22 protein-coding genes are annotated in these 21,030 nt (G+C 72.8%); 9 read left to right on the top strand and 13 right to left on the bottom strand.

Annotated elements, in window-relative coordinates; all coding sequences use genetic code 11:
* Window positions 1–47: 47 nt before the first annotated feature.
* The 3 genes from ACPPVS_RS11585 (at window position 48) to ACPPVS_RS11575 (ending at window position 3,042) form a co-directional block, all read left to right on the top strand.
* Window positions 48–1,622 carry a sugar ABC transporter ATP-binding protein gene (locus ACPPVS_RS11585; protein WP_426592418.1) on the top strand — a complete coding sequence of 525 codons (1,575 nt, stop codon included), beginning with the start codon at window positions 48–50 and terminating at the stop codon, window positions 1,620–1,622.
* Window positions 1,612–2,673 carry an ABC transporter permease gene (locus ACPPVS_RS11580; RefSeq protein ID WP_426592417.1) on the top strand — a complete coding sequence of 354 codons (1,062 nt, stop codon included), beginning with the start codon at window positions 1,612–1,614 and terminating at the stop codon, window positions 2,671–2,673. Before ACPPVS_RS11585 ends, ACPPVS_RS11580 begins: the two co-directional genes overlap by 11 nt.
* 123 nt (window positions 2,674–2,796) lie before the next feature.
* Window positions 2,797–3,042 (top strand): hypothetical protein, encoded by a 246-nt coding sequence (locus ACPPVS_RS11575; protein WP_426592416.1) that lies wholly within the window; start codon window positions 2,797–2,799, stop codon window positions 3,040–3,042.
* On the opposite strand, the gene ACPPVS_RS11570 is transcribed toward ACPPVS_RS11575, so the two are convergent.
* The 13 genes from ACPPVS_RS11570 to ACPPVS_RS11510 all read right to left on the bottom strand — a co-directional run bounded on the left by ACPPVS_RS11570 (window position 3,039) and on the right by ACPPVS_RS11510 (window position 15,323).
* Window positions 3,039–4,577 (bottom strand): family 43 glycosylhydrolase, encoded by a 1,539-nt coding sequence (locus tag ACPPVS_RS11570; protein ID WP_426592415.1) that lies wholly within the window; start codon window positions 4,575–4,577, stop codon window positions 3,039–3,041. The two genes, ACPPVS_RS11575 and ACPPVS_RS11570, sit on opposite strands and share 4 nt — an antisense overlap.
* A gap of 13 nt (window positions 4,578–4,590) precedes the next feature.
* Complete coding sequence (locus ACPPVS_RS11565) at window positions 4,591–5,805, bottom strand: acetyl-CoA C-acetyltransferase (protein WP_426592414.1); 1,215 nt, start codon at window positions 5,803–5,805, stop codon at window positions 4,591–4,593.
* Window positions 5,802–6,449, bottom strand: a complete 648-nt coding sequence (locus ACPPVS_RS11560) for a CoA transferase subunit B (RefSeq protein ID WP_426592413.1) — start codon at window positions 6,447–6,449, stop codon at window positions 5,802–5,804. The genes ACPPVS_RS11565 and ACPPVS_RS11560 overlap by 4 nt, the downstream gene beginning before the upstream one ends.
* Complete coding sequence (locus ACPPVS_RS11555; RefSeq protein WP_426592412.1) at window positions 6,449–7,240, bottom strand: CoA transferase subunit A; 792 nt, start codon at window positions 7,238–7,240, stop codon at window positions 6,449–6,451. Before ACPPVS_RS11555 ends, ACPPVS_RS11560 begins: the two co-directional genes overlap by 1 nt.
* On the bottom strand, window positions 7,215–8,411 hold the full coding sequence (locus ACPPVS_RS11550; RefSeq protein ID WP_426592411.1) for an alpha/beta fold hydrolase: 1,197 nt from the start codon (window positions 8,409–8,411) through the stop codon (window positions 7,215–7,217). The genes ACPPVS_RS11555 and ACPPVS_RS11550 overlap by 26 nt, the downstream gene beginning before the upstream one ends.
* A complete protein-coding gene (locus ACPPVS_RS11545; protein ID WP_426592410.1) occupies window positions 8,408–9,595 on the bottom strand; it encodes a lyase family protein in 1,188 nt (395 codons plus the stop codon). Before ACPPVS_RS11545 ends, ACPPVS_RS11550 begins: the two co-directional genes overlap by 4 nt.
* Window positions 9,592–10,161, bottom strand: coding sequence for a protocatechuate 3,4-dioxygenase subunit alpha (pcaG, locus tag ACPPVS_RS11540; protein WP_426592409.1), 570 nt, complete (start codon window positions 10,159–10,161; stop codon window positions 9,592–9,594). Before pcaG ends, ACPPVS_RS11545 begins: the two co-directional genes overlap by 4 nt.
* A complete protein-coding gene (gene pcaH / locus ACPPVS_RS11535) occupies window positions 10,154–10,912 on the bottom strand; it encodes a protocatechuate 3,4-dioxygenase subunit beta (RefSeq protein WP_426592408.1) in 759 nt (252 codons plus the stop codon). Before pcaH ends, pcaG begins: the two co-directional genes overlap by 8 nt.
* The gene (locus tag ACPPVS_RS11530) at window positions 10,909–12,117 is read right to left on the bottom strand and encodes a 4-hydroxybenzoate 3-monooxygenase (RefSeq protein WP_426592407.1); all 1,209 of its coding nucleotides are present in this window, start codon (window positions 12,115–12,117) and stop codon (window positions 10,909–10,911) included. Before ACPPVS_RS11530 ends, pcaH begins: the two co-directional genes overlap by 4 nt.
* Window positions 12,114–12,956, bottom strand: coding sequence for a fumarylacetoacetate hydrolase family protein (locus ACPPVS_RS11525; protein ID WP_426592406.1), 843 nt, complete (start codon window positions 12,954–12,956; stop codon window positions 12,114–12,116). The genes ACPPVS_RS11530 and ACPPVS_RS11525 overlap by 4 nt, the downstream gene beginning before the upstream one ends.
* Window positions 12,957–12,960: 4 nt before the next feature.
* Complete coding sequence (locus ACPPVS_RS11520; protein ID WP_426592405.1) at window positions 12,961–13,848, bottom strand: fumarylacetoacetate hydrolase family protein; 888 nt, start codon at window positions 13,846–13,848, stop codon at window positions 12,961–12,963.
* Window positions 13,849–13,929: 81 nt separating this feature from the next.
* Window positions 13,930–14,496, bottom strand: coding sequence for a carboxymuconolactone decarboxylase family protein (locus tag ACPPVS_RS11515; RefSeq protein ID WP_426592404.1), 567 nt, complete (start codon window positions 14,494–14,496; stop codon window positions 13,930–13,932).
* Window positions 14,493–15,323: an IclR family transcriptional regulator gene (locus tag ACPPVS_RS11510; RefSeq protein ID WP_426592403.1), complete on the bottom strand. Its 831-nt coding sequence runs from the start codon at window positions 15,321–15,323 to the stop codon at window positions 14,493–14,495. Before ACPPVS_RS11510 ends, ACPPVS_RS11515 begins: the two co-directional genes overlap by 4 nt.
* Window positions 15,324–15,548: 225 nt before the next feature.
* Between ACPPVS_RS11510 and ACPPVS_RS11505 the strand changes: the two genes are divergently transcribed.
* From ACPPVS_RS11505 to ACPPVS_RS11480, 6 genes are all read left to right on the top strand, one after another.
* Window positions 15,549–16,265: an SDR family NAD(P)-dependent oxidoreductase gene (locus tag ACPPVS_RS11505; protein ID WP_426592402.1), complete on the top strand. Its 717-nt coding sequence runs from the start codon at window positions 15,549–15,551 to the stop codon at window positions 16,263–16,265.
* A gap of 44 nt (window positions 16,266–16,309) precedes the next feature.
* Window positions 16,310–17,104, top strand: coding sequence for an SDR family NAD(P)-dependent oxidoreductase (locus ACPPVS_RS11500; RefSeq protein ID WP_426592401.1), 795 nt, complete (start codon window positions 16,310–16,312; stop codon window positions 17,102–17,104).
* Entirely contained in the window at window positions 17,101–18,069 is a 969-nt protein-coding gene (locus ACPPVS_RS11495) for a heme-binding protein (RefSeq protein WP_426592400.1), read from the top strand. The genes ACPPVS_RS11500 and ACPPVS_RS11495 overlap by 4 nt, the downstream gene beginning before the upstream one ends.
* Window positions 18,066–18,983: a ketopantoate reductase family protein gene (locus ACPPVS_RS11490; protein ID WP_426592399.1), complete on the top strand. Its 918-nt coding sequence runs from the start codon at window positions 18,066–18,068 to the stop codon at window positions 18,981–18,983. Before ACPPVS_RS11495 ends, ACPPVS_RS11490 begins: the two co-directional genes overlap by 4 nt.
* Complete coding sequence (locus tag ACPPVS_RS11485; RefSeq protein WP_426592398.1) at window positions 18,980–19,861, top strand: flavodoxin family protein; 882 nt, start codon at window positions 18,980–18,982, stop codon at window positions 19,859–19,861. Before ACPPVS_RS11490 ends, ACPPVS_RS11485 begins: the two co-directional genes overlap by 4 nt.
* 135 nt (window positions 19,862–19,996) lie before the next feature.
* Window positions 19,997–21,001, top strand: coding sequence for a sugar ABC transporter substrate-binding protein (locus ACPPVS_RS11480; protein ID WP_426592397.1), 1,005 nt, complete (start codon window positions 19,997–19,999; stop codon window positions 20,999–21,001).
* Window positions 21,002–21,030: the final 29 nt, after the last annotated feature.

The following is a 21,030-nucleotide window of genomic DNA, read 5'->3' as shown; positions in this document are numbered from 1 at the left end:
CACGGCCACGACCCGATCTACCCAGCAAGGACGAGGGACATGACCACATGACGACGCAGTCAGTGGCGACGGCGACGGGCGGCCTCGAGCCGCCCGTCGCCCGGGTCACCGCAGTCAGCAAGCGCTTCGGGGCGACCCAGGCCCTGCGCGGGGTGGACCTCCTGGTCCGCGCGGGAGAGGTCCACGCGCTGGTCGGGCGCAACGGGGCCGGGAAGTCGACCCTCGTGTCGATCCTCACGGGCCTGCAGGGGCCCGACGAGGGCACGGTCACGTTCGGCGGCGAGCCGGCGCCGCCGCTCGCGGACCGGCACGCATGGCAGGCCGTGGTGGCCTGCGTCTACCAGAAGCTCACGGTGATCGACGACCTGACGGTCGCCGAGAACCTCTTCCTCGGTCGCCAGTCCGCCGCCGGGCACCCGGTGCGCTGGCGCGAGCTGCGCGAACGCTCGGCCGACCTGCTCGCCGAGTGGGAGATCGACGTGGACCCGAGGGCGTTCGCCCGGACGCTCACGGTCGAGCAGCGACAGCTCGTCGAGATCGCGCGGGCGCTCTCGCTCGGCGCGCGGTTCGTCATCCTCGACGAACCGACGGCACGGCTGGACGCCGGCGGGGTCGAGCGCCTGTTCGCTCGCATCCGTCGCCTGCAGGAGCAGGGCGTCACGTTCCTGTTCATCAGCCACCACCTCCAGGAGATCTTCGAGCTGTGCGACACGGTGACCGTGTTCCGCGACGCCCGGCACATCCTGTCCGCGCCCATCGCCGAGGTCTCGAGGTCGCGGCTCGTGGAGGCGATGACGGGGGAGAAGGCGACCGAGCTGGTCGACACGCGGCCGCCGCCCGTGCCGCGGGACACCCCGCCCGTGCTCGAGGTCGACGGGCTGTCCGCGGCCGGCGTCCCCCGGGTGTCGTTCGACGTGCGCCCGGGCGAGATCCTGGGCCTGGCCGGCGGGGGCGGCTCCGGGAAGTTCGCCGTGGCCGAGTCGATCGTGGGGCTACGGCGTCCGACGGCGGGGACCGTGCGGGTGGCAGGCACGCAGCAGCGGCTCGGCAGCGTGCCGGCCTCCCTGGCGGCGGGTGTCGGGTTCGTCCCGCAGGACCGCCATGCGGAGGGATTCGTCGAGGGTCTGTCCATCGCGGAGAACCTCACGATGAGCGTCTCCTCGCGGCTGGGGCGGTTCGGGTTGGTCAACCCGAAGGCTCGCGACCGGATGGCAGGCGAGCTCATCCGGCGGCTCGACGTGGTGCCGGCCCGGCCGAAGCAGCCGGCGGGCGACCTGTCCGGCGGGAACCAGCAGAAGGTCGTCGCCGGACGGGCACTGGCGAACGACCCGAGGCTGCTGGTGCTGATGGCGCCCACGGCGGGTGTCGACGTGCGCTCGAAGGAGTCGCTCATGGACGCCGCCACCGGCGCGGCGCGGGGCGGGGCCGGGGTCATGGTCGTCTCTGACGACCTGGACGACCTGCGGTACTGCCATCGCGTGCTCGTGATGTTCCGCGGCGAGATCGTCCGCGAGTTGGAGGGCACCTGGGACGACCAGGAGCTCGTGGCAGCGATGGAAGGCGTCCTCGTGGGCGCCGCAGCGGGCGACGCGTCAGAGGGAGTGGATCCGCGTGATCAATGAGGTGACCAATCCGGTGGCAGGCTCGGCAGGCACGGCACAGCCCGTCCCCGACCCGCCGAAGGCCGAGGCGCCGGCGCTCCGGCTCACGAGCATCTCGCTCGCGCGCTTCCGCGACCTGGCGCTGATCCCCCCGATCATCCTCGTCGTCGTCGTGGGTGCGTTCGTGTCCCCGAGCTTCCTCACCCGCGGCAACCTCACGGACGTCCTGGTGTCGATGTCGTGGATCGGGCTCCTCGTGCTGGCCGAGGCCTTGGTGCTCCTGGCCGGGAAGATGGACCTCTCGCTGGAGTCGACCGTCGGCCTCGCACCCGGGGTTGCCGCCTGGCTCACCCTGCCGACCGGGATCAACCACGGTCTCGACCTCGTGCCACCCGGCTGGGCGATCCCGATCGCGCTGGCCGTGGGTGTGATCATCGGCGCGATCAACGCCGGCCTGATCGTCAAGCTCGGGCTCAACGCCTTCATCGTGACGCTGGGCATGCTCATCACCCTGCGCGGGCTGCTCACCGGCATCTCCGGGGGCCAGACGTTCTTCGGGATGACCGGCTCGATGATGTACCTGGGCACGGCCACCTGGCTCGGCATCCCCGCGGCCGTCTGGGTCTGCGTCGTCGCGTACGTCATCGGCGGGCTCGGCCTGCGGTACCTGCGTTCCGGGCGCTCGCTGTACGCGATCGGCGGCAACGTCGACGCCGCTCGTGCGGCCGGCATCCGCACCGATCGGACGCTCTGGTGGGTGTTCATCCTCGCCAGCGCGATCGCCGCCCTGGCCGGGATCCTCCTGTCCGGGCACCTGGCCTCCGTCGCGTCGAGCCAGGGCAGCGGTGCGATCTTCACGGTGTTCGCGGCTGCGGTCATCGGGGGAGTGAGCCTCAACGGCGGGCGCGGCAGCCTCGTCGGCGCCTTCACCGGCATCCTGCTGCTGTACCTGGTCCAGAACGTGCTGACGTTCGCCGGCGTGAGCGGCGAGTGGTTCGACTTCCTCAACGGGTCGGTCATCCTCGCGGTGCTCATCATCACGCGCGTCGTCGCCGGGCGGTCACGCGACTGAGGCCGTGACGGTCCGAACGCCCGATGGGCACGGGGTCGGCGCCTCGTGGCCATGGGGCGTTGGCGGGTTCTCTCGACCGGGTGGGTACGACGCGTGCCGGCGGGTCCACGACCTCGCCGTCGCGTGATCGTGCGCGTCGGCCTCGACGAGGGCGGGCTCACCGGGCGGATCGCAGCAGCGGCATTCCCCGACGGCGACTTCCGCAACCGGTACTTCCGCGGCGACCAGGGCCCGCATGTCGAGCGGCGGAACGGCGCCACGAGCGACGGGCGTCGGCTGACCGAGGAGCGGCGGGCGGTGATACGCAGGCACCGGTGGGAGCGGAACGTCTACCGGGCTCGGGACGACGCCCCGCCTCGCCCCTGCTAGAACGGCACCGGCGAGGCGGGCGCGCCCGGAGCGAGGTCCGTGATCTGCACGTCAGCGAACGTCGTGGAACCGTCGTCGCCCACCGCGAGCAGGGCCCAGTGCACGCCGACGAACCATTGCGCGGTCTCCGCGGACAGGAGCCGGGCCGAGCAGTGGCCCACCACCGTCTCCGATCCGTCGGTGACGGCGACGAACGCGTAGCTGGTCTCGTGCCCGTCGATCCGCAGCCCGACCTCACCGGCTGCAGGGAGCGGCACGTGCGTCCGGGACGTGACGTCGTCGACCGTGCGCGTCAGGACCGCGACGCGCCCGCCGTCGACCTTCTCGACCGTCAACGAGGCGACGTGCGAGGCGTCGGTGAACGCCGCGATGCCCGCGACCGCGCCGGCGGGCACGTTCGCGACCGTGGCCGAGAACCGCTGGTCGTCCTCGGTCTGCGCGCGCAGGAGCGCGCCGCACGCACCGACGGGTCGGGTCCGGGGGTCCGGTCCGCAGGGCAGCTCGATCCGCGCGTCCGTGTCGAGCGGGTCGAGGCGTGCCGGCGCGGCGCCGATCGTCTTCCAGCCCCGCGTCCAGAGGGTGTCTGCGACCACGTGGTCGATCCCGCGGCCGCGCACGGGGGGATCGGCGTCGACGACGAGACTCGTCGTGCCGTCGCCGCGCTCGCCGGCCACCGGCCACCCGTCGACCCAGCGGACGGGCGTCAGGAAGGTCTCGCGCCCCAGGTTGTGGTGCCGAGCCATGCGCGGGTGCCGTGTGCCGAGCGCGAGTGCCCACCAGCTGCCGTCGGTCGCCTCCACCAGCTCGGCGTGCCCGAGGTTCTGCACCCGGTTCGCGACGAGGTGCCGATGGGTGAGCCACGGGGTGGTCGGCGCGGCCTCGAACGGACCCCAGGGTGACCGGCTGCGCGCGATGGTCTGCATGTGCCCGGCCCAGGAGCCGCCCTCGGCCGAGCTCAGGTAGTACCAGCCGTCGCGAGCGAACAGGTGCGGCCCCTCGATGTCGTTGCTGGCGAACCCGTGCGGCGGGGTGATGTCGCGCATCTCGCCGAGCACGCCCGTGGCCAGGTCGATCGTCGCCTGCACGATCGGGCCGAGGTTCCCGTCCGGGCGGAACTGCAGGTTCCGCCGCGTGTAGTACCAGGTGCCGTCGTCGTCGCGGAACAAGGACGGGTCGAACCCGTCGGAGTCGATCCACAGGGCGTCCGACCACTCGCCGGTCACGTCGGTGGTCCGCAGGACGAAGTTGCCCTGGCCGCCGACCGCGTTGGTGCACGCCAGGTAGAACACCCCGTCGTGGTGACGCAGCGTCGGTGCGAACAGGACCACCGGTCCGGGCTCGCCGTCCCTGCGGTACTGCGCAGGCCGCGAGACCGCGTGCCCGACGATCCGCCAGGTGACGAGGTCGGTGGAGTGGCGGATCGTGATGCCCGGCAACAGGTCGAACGTGGAGCTGGCGAGGTAGTAGTCCTCGCCGACGCGAACCGCCGACGGGTCGGGGGCGGTTCCCTTGATGACGGGGTTCTGGTAGGTCACGGGCGTCCTCCGGTCAGATGCGTTCGAGCACCGCGGCCAGCCCCTGCCCGCCGCCGATGCACATGGTCGCCACCGCCAGCTCGGCGTCCAGCGACGGCAGCTCGTGCGCGAGGGTCGCGAGCATCCGGACGCCGGTGGCGCCGATCGGGTGCCCGAGGGAGATGCCGCTGCCGCGGGGGTTCACGCGCGGATCTTCGGGGTCGATGCCCCAGTCGGCCAGGCACGCGAGCACCTGGACGGCGAACGCCTCGTTGAGCTCGACGACGTCGAGGTCCGCGAGCGTCGCGCCGGCCCGCGCGAGGGCGAGGTTCGTCGCGGGGACGGGGGCGATGCCGAACCGGCGGGGGTCGACGCCGGCGACGGCCCACGAGCGAAGGCGGAGCATCGGCTCCAGGCCCAGGGCTCGGGCGGTCTCGGGCGTGGTGACCACGCAGGCCGCCGCGGCGTCGTTCTGTCCGCTCGAGTTCCCGGCGGTGACGGTCGCCGCCGGGTCGGAGCCCACCAGGAGGGGCCGCAGCGCCGCGAGGGCGTCGAGCGAGGCGTCGGCGCGCGGGTGCTCGTCGCGGTCGACGACGACCTCCCCGCGACGACCGGGGACGGTGACGGGCACGAGCTCGGCATCGAACGCCCCCGAGGTCTGGGCGGCGACCGCGCGCTGGTGCGAGCTCAGCGCCAGAGCGTCCTGGGCCTGTCGGCTGATCCCGTACTCGGCGCGCAGGGCTTCGGCCGTGCCGACGTTGCCGTCGGGCGTGGGGTAGTCGACACCGCCGACCATCTCCCGCCCCCGGGCCAGCGCGTCGTGCAGGAGGAGACCGCCCGGCGGCAGGCCGCGCCGGCCTTGCTCGGTGTAGAGGGGGGCGTTGGACATGGACTCCGCGCCGAGCGCGACGATCACGTCCGCGACGCCGGTCTGCACCTCCATGGCCGCGTTCAGGACCGCCTGCAACCCCGATCCGCACCGCCGGTCCAGCTGGTACCCCGTCGTCGTCACGGGGAAGCCGGCGTCGAGCGCGGCGACCCGGCCGAACGCGGGGGACTCCATGGTCGGGTAGCCCTGCGCGCCGATCACGGAGTCGACCGCCGCCGGGTCCAGACCGGTCCGCTCGACGAGCGCGCGCAGGACGGTCGTGGCAAGGGCCCGGGCGTCCAGGGGAGCGAGCGCTCCGCCGAAGCGTCCGACCGGGGTCCGCAGGGGCGAGCAGAGGACGACCTCGCGCAGCGCGGTCATTCCGGCACCCCCGGCGCCACCGAGAACGGCGCGCCGGTGGCCTCGCGCACCTGGTCGACGGTGACGCCGGGCGCCAGCTCGACGAGCCGCAGGCCGTCGTCCGTGACGTCCAGCACGGCCAGGTCGGTGATGATCCGGTCGACGCACGCGCGTCCGGTCAGGGGCAGGGTGCACTGCTCGACGATCTTGGCGGAACCGTCCTTGGCGACGTGCTCCATGACGACCAGCACGTGCGCCGCGCCGTTCACCAGGTCCATCGCCCCGCCCATGCCCTTGACCATCTTGCCGGGCACGGCCCAGTTGGCGATGTCGCCGCCGGCCGAGACCTGCATGGCGCCGAGCACCGCGTGCGTGACCCGGCCGCCGCGGATCATGCCGAAGCTGGCGGCCGAGTCGAAGTACGCGGCCCCGGGCAGGACGGTGACGGTCTCCTTGCCGGCGTTGATGAGCTTGGCGTCCGCCTCGCCCTCCCACGGATACGGTCCGACGCCGAGGATCCCGTTCTCGGAGTGCAGCACGACCTCGACGCCGGGCGGCAGGTGGTTGGGGATGAGGGTCGGCAGGCCGATGCCGAGGTTCACGTAGGAGCCGTCCTCGAGCTCACGGGCGGCGCGGGCGGCCATCTGGTCACGGGTCAGCGGCATCAGGACTCCTCGATCTCGACTGGTCGGACGCGGACGGTGACCTTCTCGATCGGGAGGTCGGCGGACTGCTCGGGGGTGAGCAGGACGACACGGTCGACGTAGATGCCGGGCAGGTGGATGTCGTCGGGACCCAGCTCGCCCGGCTCGACCAGCTCGTCGACCTCCGCGATCGTGACGCGGCCGGCCATCCCCGCGAGGGGGTTGAAGTTGCGGGTCGACTTCTCGAAGCGCAGGTTGCCGTGCCGGTCGCCCACCGCCGCCCGTACCAGCCCGAAGTCCGTGCGGATCGCCTCCTCCAGCACGTACTCGCGGCTCCGGCCGAGGCTCGCGAACGGGCGCAGCTCCTTGGCCCCGCTGGCCAGGGCGATCGAGCCGTCGGCGGCGTAGCGCAGCGGCATGCCGCCGTCCGAGACCGCGGTGCCCGCGCCCGCGGCGGTGTAGAACGCCGGGATGCCGACGCCGCCGGCGCGGAGCCGCTCGGCGAGCGTGCCCTGCGGGGTCAGCTCGACCTCGACCTCGCCGCCCAGGTACTGACGGGCGAACTCCTTGTTCTCGCCGATGTAGCTCGCGACGACGCGCCGGATCCGGCCGGCGGCGAGCAGCTCGCCCAGCCCCCAGCCGTCGACCCCGCAGTTGTTCGAGACGACTTCGAGCTGGTCGACCCCGCGGGCGAGCAGGGCGCGGATGAGCGCGATGGGCACCCCGGACAGGCCGAAGCCGCCGACGGCCAGCGACGAGCCCGACGGGATGTCGGCGACGGCCTCGTCAGCCGTCGCGACCGTCTTGTCCATGTCCGTCTCCTTCTACGTGTGCCTCGGCGAAGACCTCGCGGGCGACCGCCATCGCGGTGTTGGCGGCCGGCAGGCCGGCATAGAGGGCGGTGTGCAGGACGACCTCGGCGACCTCGTCCGGCGTCAGCCCGTTGCGCAGGGCGGCGCGCACGTGCATCCACAGCTCCGCCTCGTGGCCGCCCGTGACCAGGCTGGCGAGGGTCGCGATCGACCGCTCGCGCCGGGACAGGTCCGGTCGGGCCCAGACCTCGCCCCAGGCGTAGCGGGTGAGGAAGTCCTGGAACGCGGCGGTCTGCGGCGTCGTCGCGGCGACCGAGGCGTCCACGTGGGCGTCGCCCAGGACCTCGCGCCGCACGCGCATCCCGCGTGCGTGGGCGTCGCCCCCGAGGTGGTCGCGCAGGAGGGCCGCCACCGTCGCGGGCTCCTCGAGCACGGCGAGATGGCCCGCGGACGCGATCGTCGCGTGCGTCGCGACCGGGAGCTCCTCGGCCAGCGCCTGCATCGAGGCGGGCGTGGTCACCTCGTCGTATGCGCCGCTGACCAGCAGGGTGCGCGCGGTGACGGTGCCGACGCCGCCCGTCCGGTCGAACGTCGCCAGCGCGTCGGTGCACCGGACGTACGACTCGTCGTCGACCTCGAGCAGCTGGTCCAGGGCGTGGGCGCCGCCGCGGTCGCCGCGCGCCAGGAATTCCGGCGCGAACCAACGCGCCGCGCTCCCCGCCACCAGGGACGCGGTGCCGCCCTCGCGCACCTGCTCGGCACGCGCGGCCCATCCGTCGGCGGTGCCGATCCGGGCGCCGCTGCACAACATCGTCAGGCTGAGCACCCGCGCGGCGTGCGCGGCCGCCAGCTCGAGCGCGACCGCACCGCCCAGCGAGACGCCGCCGACGTGGAACGAGCCGCCACCCGCCTCGTCGACGACGTCGAGCACGGCGTCGGCGAGGTCCGCGACCGTGAACGCCTCGTGCCGCGCCGGGCTCGTCCCGTGCCCGGGGAGGTCCACCCGCAGGATCCGCAGGGCGCTGGTCGCGGGATCGGCGCGCAGGCTGGCGACCACACCGTCCCAGAGGTCGGTGGTGGTGCCGAGAGACGGGAGCAGGACGAGCAGGTCCTGGTGGGCGCCCGGCGTCGTGCCGGGGGCGAACGAACCGTGGAGGCGCACAGGGCTCATCGGCGGTGCCCGTCGTCGAGGGTGGTCCGGAACCGGTCCACGGCAGCGTCGACGACGCCGCCGCAGGCAGCGAGCGTGACGTCGTCCACGACGCCCACGTCCGCTGCCGCGAGGTTGCGGGCCGCCGCCTCTCGGTGCACGGACAGACCCGCGACGGTGCGTGCCGCCGCGTCGGCCGAGCCGGCCGCGAGGCGCAGCAGGTCGCGCAGCGGCGACCACTCCGCGTGCCACTCGCCCGCGGGTCGCTCGTCGACCGACGCCGCGGAACGCGCGATGGTCGACAGCAGCCCGGGCGCCTGCAGCGCCGCCGCGCTCATCACGACCGGTCCGACGGGATTGCGCTTGTGGGGCATCGCCGACGACGCGCCGCCGCCGGCCAGCGCGAGCTCGTCGACGCCCGTGCGGGAGCCGGCCACGACGTCACGACCGATCCGCCCCAGGACGGCGACGACCGTCGCGGCCGCGCCGGCGAGCGCGAGCACCGGGGTCCGCTCGGTGTGCCACGACCGACCCGGGTCGTCGAGACCGAGGTCCGCGGCGAGCGTCGCGCGCAGGGTCGTGATCGCGCCGGGACGTCCGGCGATGCGGTCGGCCTGCTCACCCGTGCCGACGGCCCCGCCGAGCTGCACGGGGAACCGCGCGCCGTCGGCCGCCGCGATCGCCGAGCTGATCCCGTCGAGCCACCCCGCGACCTGCACGCCGAGGGTGGTGGGTGCGGCGTCCCGCCCGAGCGTGTGCCCGACCCGCACCGAGGCCCGCTCGGCGTCGGCCAGCACGGCGAGCGCGGTGCCCGCGGCGACGAGGCGTACCCGCAGCTGCGCGAACGCCTCCCGGGCGACGTGCACGAGGGCGGTGTCGAGCACGTCCTGGCTCGTGGCCCCCGCGTGCAGACGCGTGACGGGCAGTCCCGCATGGTCCAGCACGCCGCGCAGCTCGCGCACGAGAGCGACAACGACCACGCCGTCCTGCGCGACGCCCTCCACGAGTGCCGTGCGGTCGAGGGTGGAGGGATCCACGGCGTCGAGCGCCTCGGCCGCCGCGTCCTGGTCGGACGTGCCGTCGACGTGCCCCCAAGCGCGCAGCAGCGCGGCCTCCACGTGCACCATCGTCTCGAGCACGTCGTCGTCCCCGGCGACGTCGCGCGAACCGGCGGTCACGGGCTGCAGCAGCCCCCAGTCGTTCACTGCGGTGTCCCGTAGTCGAGGAAGACGGTCTCGCCGGCGCCCTGCAGGCGGATGTCGAACCGGTAGGACCGCGGGCCGTCCAGCTCGGCGACGAGCGTGGCGCGTCGGTCGGCGTCGACACGCTGCAGCAGCGGGTCGGCACCGTTGGCGTCGACCTCGTCGGCGAAGTAGGCGCGGGTCAGCAGGTGGTTCAGCAGGCCGCGGGCGAACACGGCCACGACCACGTACGGCGCCGCGCCGGGTCGGCTGCTGCCCGGCTTGAGCGTGCTGAACGCGTATCGACCGTCCCGGGCGGTAGCGGAACGGCCGAACCCGGTGAACCCGTGCGGGTCGCGGTCCAGCGACCCGCGCTCGGTCGACGGGCGACCGTCGGCGTCGGCGCCCCAGACCTCGACCAGGGCGTCCGGGACGGGTTCCCCGGCACCGTCGAGCACGAGGCCGTGCAGCCGGATCGCGTCGGGTTGCCACGGCGCGCGGACGTCGGGCCCACCCGGATACGGCAGGGCGTACCCGAAGAACGGGCCCACCGTCTGCGCGGGCGTCTGCCCGGTGCCGTGCTCAGACATGGTCGGCGTCCTCCGGCTCGGTCCAGGTGGCCCGCGGGCCGGTCAGCACCACGTCCCAGCGGAACCCCAGCGCCCACTCCGGTTCGCTGACGTCGTGGTCGTAGGCCGCGACCAGACGCGCGCGGGCGGCGGGGTCGGTGATCGACTGGTAGATCGGGTCGAGCCCGAACAGCGGGTCGCCCGGGAAGTACATCTGGGTGATCAGCCGCTGCGTGAACGCGGTGCCGAAGAACGAGAAGTGGATGTGCGCGGGGCGCCACGCGTTGCGGTGGTTGCGCCACGGGTACGGCCCCGGCTTGATGGTCGTGAGGCGGTACGAACCGTCGTCGCCGGTGATCACGCGGCCGACGCCGGTGAAGTTCGGGTCCAGCGGCGCGGGGTGCTGGTCGCGCTTGTGCACGTACCGGCCCGAGGAGTTGGCCTGCCAGACCTCGACGAGCTGACCGGCGACGGGCCGACCCTCGCCGTCCAGGACGCGCCCGGTGACGATGATCCGCTCGCCGAGGGGCTCGCCTGCGTGCTGGACGGTCAGGTCCGACTCGTGCGCTGCGACGTCGGTGTGGCCGAACGCGGGGGAGACCAGCTCGATCTCTTCGGGGTCGGCCCGGACGAGCTCGTGGGTCGGGTGGCGCAGCACGGCGGAGCGGTACGGCGCGAAGTCGAGTCGCGGGTGCACCGCCGGGTTGCCCTGCTCGCGGGCGTGCCGGTCGGCGATCTCCGCGGAGATCGTCTGCTGGCTGACCTCCGTCATGCTGCTCCCTCGCTGAACGGCAGCCCGGCGTACTGCTCGGCGAGGCTCTGCTGTGCCGCGCGCGAGCGGGTGACGTACTCGAGCTGTCCGACCTGGCTGCGATACGCGAACCCGCGCTCGGACGCGTCCCCGTCGTCGTGCACGTGCAGCATCTGCGTCATCCACTGGGAGAACTGCTGCACCTTCCACTGCCGCGCGAGGGCCCGCTCGCTGTACGTCGCCAGGCCGGTGTCGTCGCCCGCGCGATGGTCGAGCAGAGCCCGTCCGAGCAGGGCGACGTCCGCGACCGCCGAGTTGAGCCCCTTCGCGCCGGTCGGCGGCACGATGTGGCCCGCGTCGCCGGCGAGGAACAGGCGCCCGTGCGAGAGGCAGGACGCGACGAAGCTGCGCATCGGGGTGATCGACTTCTCGGTGACCGCACCCTCGGCCAGCGTCCATCCGTCGACACCGAGCCGGGTCTGCAAGGCCTCCCAGATCCGCCCGTCGCTCCAGTCGTCGATCGACTCGTCGGGAGCGACCTGCAGGTACAGCCGGGAGACCTCGCGCGAGCGCATGGAGTGCATCGCGAACCCGTCGCGGTGCAGCGCGTAGATCAGGTCGTCCGTCGAGGGCTCGACGTCGGCGAGGATGCCCAGCCATGCGTAGGGGTAGGCGCGCTCCCAGGCGACCCTCGATGCGGCGGGCAGCGACTGGCGGCCGATGCCGTGGTAGCCGTCGGCGCCGACCACGACGTCGCACGACAGCTCGACCGGGCCGCTCGCGTCGACGTAGTGCACGGTCGGGCTGGACGTCGTCAGCCCGTCGACCTGCATCCCGGTCGTCTCGAACCGCACGTCCGACCCGATCCGGTCGTGCTCGGCGAGCAGGTGCGCGACGAGAGCCTGCTGCCCGTAGACGGTAACGGTCCGCCCGACCAGCTCGTCGAAGTCGACGTGGTGCCGCCGGCCCTCGTACTGCAAGTAGATCCCGTGGTGGGTCAGCCCGCGCCGACGGAGGTCCGCGTCCAGACCGAGGGAGGCGAGCAGGTCGACCGTCCCCTGCTCGAGCACGCCCGCGCGGACGCGGCCGAGCAGGTGCTCGCGGGTGGTGCGCTCGATGATCCGGAACGGGACGCCGGCCTGAGCAAGGATGTGGCCGAGCGTCAGCCCGGCCGGCCCGGCGCCGACGATGGCGACGGACGTCGACTCGCGAGCCGAACCGTTCACGGCCGGGCGACGAACGTCTGGCGGATCTCTCCGATGCCGTCGACCGCGCTGACGAGCGTCTCGCCCGGCTGCAGGAAGCGCGGCGGCGTCCGGCGGTTCCCGACGCCGGCGGGCGTGCCCGTGAAGATCAGGTCGCCGGGCAGCAGCCGGCAGACGGCCGAGAGCCGCGCGACCAGGTCGTCGATCGGGAAGATCAGCTCGCTCGTGCGGCCCTGCTGGATGTCCTCGTCGCCGATCCGCGACGCGAAGCCGACGTCGTCGCGGTCGCCCAGCTCGTCGGGCGTGACGACGAACGGACCCGTCGGGCCGAACCCCGGGTGCGACTTGGCCAGCGAGAACTGCGGGGGCGTGCCCGTGAGCTGCTGCACGCGCTCGGAGAGGTCCTGCCCGACCGTGAGGCCGGCGACGGCGTCCCAGGCCCGCTCCCGGGGGATGCGGTAGCCGCCCCTGCCGATGACGACGACGACCTCGATCTCCCAGTCGACGTGCCCGGGCGGCAGCTCGACCGTGGTGACCGGACCCGTGATGCAGCTGGGGAACTTGGTGAACACCAGCGGCTCGTCGGGGGCGACGAACCCGGCCTCGGCGGCGTGCGGGCGGTAGTTCAGCGCGATCGCGAACACCTGCCGGGGAGCAGGGACGGGCGCACCGAGCTGGTCGGGGGTCACGGCCACCGAGCCGGACCAGTCCGCGCCCGCGGCCCAGTCGACGAGGTCGGACCAGCGCTCGAGCACCGCGACCGGGTCGGCCGGGAGCGCGCCGGCCGACGCGTTGGCCACGTCGAGCGCGCGGCCGTCGCGCACGAGCACGAACCGACCGTCGAGCGTGCCGAACCTCATCGCGTCAGCTCTCGACGGGCGAGGAGTAGAGGTCGATCGTGTACGGCTCGGTGTCGTGCGCCGCGCTCCACGGGACCACCTGGTTGCGCAGGACTCCCACGCCCTCGATCTCGGCCTCGATCCGGTCACCCGGCTGCAGGTAGAAGTCGAACGGGTTCGGCTGGATCGCGGCGACGCCGGAGATGGTTCCCGTGGTGATGATGTCGCCGGCGCTGTAGCCCTGGGCCGAGTGGTAGGCGACCAGGTGGGGGAGCGACAGGATCATGTCCGACATGTTGCCCCGTTGCCGGACGTCTCCGTTGACCCGCAGCTCCATGCGCAGGTTGGTCGGGTCCGGGACCTCGTCCTTGGTGACGATCCACGGGCCGATCGGGCAGAACGTGTCGATGCCCTTGGAGAACGAGAAGACCCCCGACTTCATCTCGCGCCGCTGGATGTCGCGCGCGGTGATGTCGTTGAACACGAGGTAGCCGGCGATGTAGTCCTCGGCCTCATCGGGCCCGAAGAACTTGCCGCTCTTGCCGATGACGACGCCGAGCTCGAGCTCGTAGTCGAGCTCACGGGTGAGGCCCTCGGGGTACACGATGGCGTCGTCCGGGCCGATGATCGCGTCGACGTTCTGGAAGAACACGATGCCCTTGTGCACGGGGTGCGACCAGTTGACGGCCTTGAGCTCCTCGTGGTGGGCGGCGAAGTTGCCGGCCGTGTGGAAGAACTTCTTCGGGACGATCGGGGCCCGCAGACGCACCGCGTCCAGAGCGAACCGCTGGCCGGTCTCGTCGACGTCCCCACCGCGTTCGAAGTACTCCCGCATCGAGCCGACGCCCAGCTCCACGACCTCGTCCCCGTCGACGTAGCCGACCTGGCCCTCGTTGAACGTCACGAGCTTCATCGCTCGACCCTCTTTCACTCTACGAAAGTTAGTTTCACAATTCTGACGACGCGGCGGAGCGCATGTCAAGCCAGCGTGGCGTCAGTCGACCGGAGCCGCGACCCGCAGGACCCGGAGCTGCAGCGCGAGCGTCTCGTAGTAGCCGACGAGGGTCAGCAGCTCGAAGACCTGGGGGAGTCCGAGGGCGTCGACGGCCGTGGTGAAGGCGTCGTCGTCGAGGTCTCTGGACTCCAGGAGCAGCCGCGTGGTGCGGGCGACGACCTGTTCGACGTACGGCAGGGAGTCGACGTCGCCGGCGCGCAGCGCGTCGAGCTCGGCGTCCGTGAGCCCGGCGTGACGGCCCACGGCCTCGTGCGCGTACCACTCGAACGCCGAGTCGTGGTGCACCGCGACGACGAGGATCGCGATCTCGCGGGCGCGGTCGGTGAACGTCGTCCCGTAGCGGACGGCCGCGCCGAGCTCCTGCAGGGCCATCCCCAGCCCCGGCTGCAGCAGGAACGCGTTGAACGGTCCCTCGAGCGCGCCGGCGGGGTCGACCAGCCGGAAGAGCGCGGGCCCCTGCGCTCGGGGACCACCCGCGACGGCGTCGTAGACCGCCCGTTGCGCCTCGTCGAGGGCGGCGGGAACCAGCCGAGGGGCCCTGCTCACGCGTGGCCGCCGGACAGCAGCGCCGAGATCTCCGCGCACGTGTCCAGCAGGGTCGGCCGCAGCTCCCGGACGATCCGCTGGGTGGACCAGTCGCGCGCCTGGACGGCCAGGTTCACGCCTGCCACGACGCGGCCGGCGGCTCCCTCGATCGGGCCCGCGACCGAGCGCAGCCCGTAGGCGAGCTCCTCGTCCTGCATCGCCCAGCCCTGCTGCCGGATCTGCTCCAGCTCCGTGCTGAGCTCCTCCAGCGACACCTTCGCGTTCGGACCGTGCTGCGCCTGGAACGACTCCTGGGTGATGCGGGACCGCAGGTCGTCGTCGTCCAGGTGGGCGAGCAGGAGCTTGCCGATGGACGTCGTGACGGCCGGCAGCGTGGACCCGACCTGGATGTTCGCGGTCACGAGGTCGGAGTTGCGCAGGCGCACGAGGTACAGGACGTGGTCGCCGGTGAGCACGGCGAGGTTCACGGTCTCGCCCGTGCTCTCGCCCAGCTGCTGGAGCTTCGGCGTCGCGACGCCCACGAGGTCGAGGCTGCGCAGCGCGGCCGACCCGAGCGTGAGCGTGCGCACCCCGGGGCGGTAGTCGCCGTTGGGGAGGTGGTCGAGGTAGCCCTCCGACGCGAGCGTCTGCACGACGCGGTAGACGGTCGGCATGGGCAGGCCCGCCGCGGTCGCGAGGTCGGTCACGCGCCAGGACGGCCGCTGCTCGTCGAACAGGCTCAGGATCCGCAGGCCCTTGGCCAGCGCCTCGACGCGGTACTCGCGCTTCTCGGTCGTTCCGCCGTCGGCCGGGTCGGCGTCGTCGGCGACCTTGGTCTTGGGGGGCATCGATGTCCTCCGTGCGTTGTCGGCTCATCTGCTCGTTCGCGTGCTCTCGTCCCGGCTTCGGCGTCAGCCTAGGGGGAACGTCCTACGTCGCCCTGGACAGGCTCGCGGGGTCTAGCCTAGTCTATTGGAAAGCGACTTTCATGATGTGAGAGTAAACGCGACAGCGAAGGGACATTGGGGTCCATGGCGGAATGGCTCGGTCTTGGGGGTAGGCCCGCGCTCGTCGTGGGGGCAGGCGGTCTCGGCGGCGCCAGCGCGTTGAGCCTGGCGGTCCAGGGTGCGCAGGTGGTCGTCGCGGACAAGGACGGGGCCGCGCTCGAGTCGGTCGCGCGTGCCGCGAAGGACGAAGGCGTCGAGGTGGTCACGCTCGAGGCGGACGTCTCGACCGCCGAGGCAAGCCGCGCCCTCGTGGCGCAGGCGACGTCGATCGTCGGGACGCCGCGGCTGTTCCTGCACGCCGTCGGGCGCAACGACCGCCGCCCGGTCCTGGACCTCGACGACGACGACTGGCAGTCGATCCTCACGCTCAACCTGTCCACGGCGTGGTGGCTCGGCCAGGAGGTCGGACGCCGGATGGTTGCGGCCCGGGGCGGACGCATCGTCTTCGTCTCGTCCGTGTCGGCCCTGCTCGCCCACGCCGACCACGCGCCGTACGCCGCGACGAAGGGCGGCATCAACCAGATGATGCGCGTCATGGCCCGCGAGTGGGCGCCGCACGGCGTCGCCGTCAACGCCGTCGGACCCGGCTACGTCGAGACCGACCTCACCCGCACGTACCTGGAGCGCGACGGGCACCGCGAGGCGCTCGAGTCGCTCGTCCCGGCGGGTCGCCTCGGCAAGCCGGCCGAGGTCGCCGACGCTGTGACCTTCCTGCTCTCCGAGCGGGCCGAATTCATCACCGGGCAGTGCCTCTACATCGACGGCGGACGAACGCTCGTCTAGCCGCCACCCCGACCGACAGCACCGAGAACAAAGGACACACCGCCGTGCCACTCGCTCCCCTCCCCGTCCCGCGGCGCTTCGAGGGCCGCTCCGTCGTCGTCACGGGCGCCGGCACCGGCTTCGGTGCCGAGATCGCGGTCCGCGCCGCCCAGGAGGGTGCCCGCGCCGTCGGCATCCACTACCGCAGCTCGGCCGCGGGCGCCGAGGCGACCGCCGCCCGTGTCCGGGCCGAGGGTGCCGAGGCGGTCCTCCTGCAGGCGGACATCGTCGAGTGGGCGAGGGTCGCCGCGATGGCCGACGCCGCGTTCGAGGCGCTCGGCCAGGTCGACGTGCTGATCAACAATGTGGGCGACGTCGCGCGCGAGCAGATGTCGTGGCGGGACATCACCGAGGAGTCGATCGACCACGTCCTGGCGGTCGACATCAAGGGCACCATGGCGTGCATCCACGAGTTCGGGCAGCGGATGCTCGAGCAGGGGCACGGGAGCATCGTCAACATCGGGTCGACCGTGATCGTGCGCGGCAGCGCGCGGGCGCCCCAGTACGCGGCGGCGAAGTACGGCCTGCTGGGCGCCACCAAGTCGTACGCCCATGCCTTCGCCCCGACGGTGCGCGTCAACATCTTCGCCCCCGGCTTCATGGAGACCGAGGCCACCCTCGGTCGCAAGGACTGGCAGTCGGGACGCGGCGACCAGCTGCGGGCGATGACGCCGATGGGCCACATCCCGGGACCGGCCGAGGTCGCGGGCGCCGCACTGTTCCTCGCCACCGACGACGCCGCGCACATCACCGGGACCTACATGGTCGCCGACGGTGGCTACAACATGGTCGGCGCGTGAGCGACCACCCGCGCGACCTCCCGCTGGCCGAGGCCCGCGCCCTCGTGCGGCGGGCCGTCGACAAGGCCGAGCAGCTCGGCCTGCGGGGCGGCATCGCCGTCGTCGGCGCAAGCGGCGCGCTGGTCACGGCGTCGCGTCTCGACCACGGCGGACCGGGCGGCATGGCGCGGGCGCGCTCGAAGGCGTGGATCTCGGCGACCCAGCAGATCCCGAGCGCCGAGCACCTGCACCGGATGACCGTGCTGCCCGTGCCGATCTCGACCGGGTTCGTCGCCGTGTCACCCGAGGCGGTGTTCCCGGGCGCCGGCGGCATGCCGGTCCTGCTCGACGGCGTGGTCGTCGGCGGTATCGCCGCCTCGGGCGCGACCGTGAGCCCCTTCCTGCCCACCGGCGTGGCCCCCGAGGTGGTCAGCGCGGACGGTGAGCCCGCCAACCCCGAGGACCTGCTCATCGCGTATGCCCTCGGCGGCGGCTACGTCGGTCAGCACGGCGACGACCGTGCGCGGTGGGAGGCGCGGTTCGGCGACCTGGTGGTGACGCCCGAGGCGAGCCTCGGGATGAAGCCCGCGCCCCCGGCGGGCGCGCAGGTCGAGCTCGCGTGGGCCGTCGACCTGTGCGACGCCGTCATGGACCTGGCACGGTCCCGCGGCCTGCGGGTGTCCGTCGCGGTCGTGGACCGGGGTGGCGATCCCGTGCAGCAGGACCGGATGGACGACGGCGTGGCCGGCGGCGTGGACGTCGCGCTCGCGACCGCGTCGGCCGCGGCCCGGTTCGGCATGGCCAGCGCCGAGCTCTCGAACGCCTTCGGTGCTGCCGCGCTCGGCGCCCTGTCGCCGTCGCCGTTCCTGGCGGCTCCCGGGGGAGTGCCGCTCGTCGTGGCCGGCCGGGTCGTCGGCGGGCTCGGGGTCGGCGGCGCTGACCCCGAGGTCTGTTCGGATATCGCAGCCGAGGTGGCGGCCTCGTGAGCGTGCGCGTCGCGGTCCTGGGCTGCGGTGCGATCGGCAGCCTCTACGCCGCGCACCTGGCGCGGGTGCCGGACGTGGAGGTCTGGGCGGTGGACCCGTGGGCCGAGCACGTCGCGGCGATCGACCGCGACGGCCTGCGGGTGACGGGGAACGCCGACTTCGTCGCCCCGGTGCACGCGGTGACGGATGCCGCGCAGCTGCCGACGTGCGAGTTCGGGATGGTCGCGACGAAGTCGTTGCACACCCGTCCCGCGGTGCAGGCGGCCCGCGCGGCGCTCGCGGACGCGGCGGTGGTGAGCCTGCAGAACGGCATCGGCAACGAGGAGGTCCTGGCCGAGGCGCTTCCTAGGGTCGTGCGCGGCAGCATCATCACGGCCGGAGCCGTGACGGCGCCGGGGACCGTGCGCTACGACGCCCCGGGCGACTCGTGGTTCGGGCCGTTCGAGCCCAGCCCCGCACGGTCGGACGAGATCGCGCAGCTCGCCGAGCTGCTGACCCGGGGCGGGCTGCGCACCCACGCGATGGCCGACGCGCGCGGCCCGCAGTGGACCAAGGTCGTGTTCAACGCCGCGACCAGCCCGCTCGCCGCCCTCACCGGGCTGACCGTCGGCCAGGTGTGCACCGATCCGGGTCTGCGCCCGCAGGTCGACGCCCTGATCGCCGAGGCGCTCGACGTCTGTGCCGCCGCGGGGATCGTGCTGCTGCGTGAGCCGTCGGAGTCCGTCCAGGAGGCCATCGACGAGGCGTTCGGGCACAAGCCCTCGATGCTGCAGGACGTGCTCGCCCACCGAAGGACGGAGGTCGACGTGCTCAACGGCGGCATCGCCCTGGAGGGCACCCGCGTGGGCGTACCGACGCCGCTGCACGACGCGATGGTCGCACTCGTCCACGGGCTCGAGAGCTCGTGGTCATGACCGGCCGGGTGCTCGGGCTCGGGTGCGGGGTCCCGGGCGGGAGCGCCGAGATCCTGCTGATCGAGGCGCTGCGCAGCGCCCAGGAGGCGGGCGCCGCGGTCGAGCTCGTGCGGCTGGAGGAGCTCCGGCTGCCGCAGGACGCCGACTGGTTCTGGGATCGGCTGGTCGCGTGCGACGCCTGGGTCGTCAGCGCACCGATCATCAGCCGCACGGTGCCCGGCCGCCTGAAGGTCCTCGCCGACCTGCTGCTCGGGCCCAACGCCGATGCGGCGATCGTGGCGGGCCTGCTCGAGGCCCGGCGCGCCGGCGTGGAGCCCGCCGTGCCGTTCCGCGTCGACGAGCGGGTGCTCAAGCCGCGGGTCGGTGCGTTCATCGCGTGCGGTGGGTCGCTGACCTCCCAGTGGAAGACGCTCGCTCTGCCCGTCATGCACACGCTCGCCTTCTCGATGCACATCAAGGTCGTGGACCAGATGGTGGTCGAGGGCGCGGGGACCCCGCGGTCGGTCGTGCTCGACGAAGCGGCGCTGGCTCGCGCGGCGTCGCTGGGTGGCCACGTGGCGAGCCAGCTGGGCCGCGCCTGGCCGGATGCGGAGTACCTGGGGACGCCGGGCACCTGCCCGATGTGCCAGCTCGACATGGTCGTCCTGTCCGGTCGCGACGTCGAGTGCGCGACGTGCGGGGCGCGGGGGCACCTGACCACTGACGCCACCGTCGAGTGGACCGATCTCACGACGTCGGTCATCTCGATGGAGGAGAAGCGCTCGCACTATGCGGAGATCGTCGAGACCGCGCAGCGCCACGTGGGCCTCCGCGACGAGATCGACGAGCGCGCACGGGCCTACGCCGCGTTCGGCCCGGTCGTTCACCCGCCCGGCTGACGTCCGATCACAGGTTCGTAACACCGCTCTGAAACGTAGACAACGGCGTGCCGCAGGCATACCGTATGGACATTGGAAAGTCGCTTTCACGATGTGAAAGTGAAGCGGCGGCCCCGAGAGATCAAAGGAGATCCCGTGAGCACGTTCCGTGGGCACCACAAGCGCACCCTGTCCGGACTCGCCGTGGGTGTGACGGCGCTCCTCCTGGCGGCCTGCAGCGGCGGGTCCGACACGCCGTCGTCGTCCCAGCCGGCCGGCGGCAGCTCGTCGGCCGCGTCGACGCTGCCGAAGACGCTCCTCTTCTCGCCGATCGGACTGCAGGTCCCCGCCATGAAGGGGCTGTCCGAGGGCGTGACCGGGTACGGCAAGTCGCAGGGCTGGGAGGTCGTCGTCCAGGACCCGAGCCTCGACCCGACCAAGCAGGCCCAGCAGGTCACGGAGGTGCTCGAGTCCGGGCGCGCCGGCGCCGCGTGGATCATCGCGATCGCCCCCAAGTCGATGGCCGACGTGCTGAAGTCGGCGCAGGGCAAGGGCATCCCGGTGCTGATCAACGGCGTCCCCGCCGACTACGGCTTCGACGGCCCGCAGGCCGGCATCTCGTTCGACACGATCGACTACGCGGCCGGGGGCACGGCGCTCGGCGACCAGCTGGGCAAGTGCATCACGCAGAAGATGGGCGGCAAGGCCCAGGTGATCTACGGCGAGTCGGCCCCGGGCACGGCAGGCAAGAAGGAGTCCGACGACGCCTTCCTGGCGGCCCTGAAGAAGGCCGCGCCCGGCGCGACCGTGGTGCAGAACTGGACGCTCAGCGACCGCGCCGCGTCGCAGACCGACGTCGGGAACATCCTGCAGGGCAAGCCGGACGTCAACGCGGTCGCCGCCGCCAACGACGAGGGCGCGCTCGGCGCGATCGGCGCGTTCAAGGCCGCCGGTCGGGACCTCCCGTGCATCGCCGAGTTCGGCGGCAACGACGAGGTGCTCGCCCTGGTCAAGGACGGAACGATCTTCGCCTCCGTCGCGCTGCAGTTCGGCGACGACATGACGCAGTCGTTCGACACGCTCGTGAAGATGCAGGCGGACCCGACCGCTGAGGGCCCGATCCTCACGGTGCCGCAGAAGGTCATCACGAAGGACAGCTGACCGACCACGTTCGAGGAAATGACATGACC

Origin of the sequence: Cellulomonas sp. McL0617, assembly GCF_049994875.1 — a bacterium.
Taxonomy (GTDB): domain Bacteria; phylum Actinomycetota; class Actinomycetes; order Actinomycetales; family Cellulomonadaceae; genus Cellulomonas.
This window is presented reverse-complemented; position numbering and strand designations above follow the sequence as displayed.

What these genes read in the sequence shown, in the direction of transcription:
- ACPPVS_RS11585 (WP_426592418.1), top strand. Translation starts at nt 48, where the DNA reads ATGACGACGCAGTCAGTGGCGACGGCGACGGGCGGCCTCGAGCCGCCC.
- ACPPVS_RS11565 (WP_426592414.1), bottom strand. Translation starts at nt 5,805, where the DNA reads ATGACCGCGCTGCGCGAGGTCGTCCTCTGCTCGCCCCTGCGGACCCCG.
- ACPPVS_RS11560 (WP_426592413.1), bottom strand. Translation starts at nt 6,449, where the DNA reads ATGCCGCTGACCCGTGACCAGATGGCCGCCCGCGCCGCCCGTGAGCTC.
- ACPPVS_RS11555 (WP_426592412.1), bottom strand. Translation starts at nt 7,240, where the DNA reads ATGGACAAGACGGTCGCGACGGCTGACGAGGCCGTCGCCGACATCCCG.
- ACPPVS_RS11550 (WP_426592411.1), bottom strand. Translation starts at nt 8,411, where the DNA reads ATGAGCCCTGTGCGCCTCCACGGTTCGTTCGCCCCCGGCACGACGCCG.
- pcaG (WP_426592409.1), bottom strand. Translation starts at nt 10,161, where the DNA reads ATGTCTGAGCACGGCACCGGGCAGACGCCCGCGCAGACGGTGGGCCCG.
- pcaH (WP_426592408.1), bottom strand. Translation starts at nt 10,912, where the DNA reads ATGACGGAGGTCAGCCAGCAGACGATCTCCGCGGAGATCGCCGACCGG.
- ACPPVS_RS11525 (WP_426592406.1), bottom strand. Translation starts at nt 12,956, where the DNA reads ATGAGGTTCGGCACGCTCGACGGTCGGTTCGTGCTCGTGCGCGACGGC.
- ACPPVS_RS11520 (WP_426592405.1), bottom strand. Translation starts at nt 13,848, where the DNA reads ATGAAGCTCGTGACGTTCAACGAGGGCCAGGTCGGCTACGTCGACGGG.
- ACPPVS_RS11510 (WP_426592403.1), bottom strand. Translation starts at nt 15,323, where the DNA reads ATGCCCCCCAAGACCAAGGTCGCCGACGACGCCGACCCGGCCGACGGC.
- ACPPVS_RS11485 (WP_426592398.1), top strand. Translation starts at nt 18,980, where the DNA reads ATGACCGGCCGGGTGCTCGGGCTCGGGTGCGGGGTCCCGGGCGGGAGC.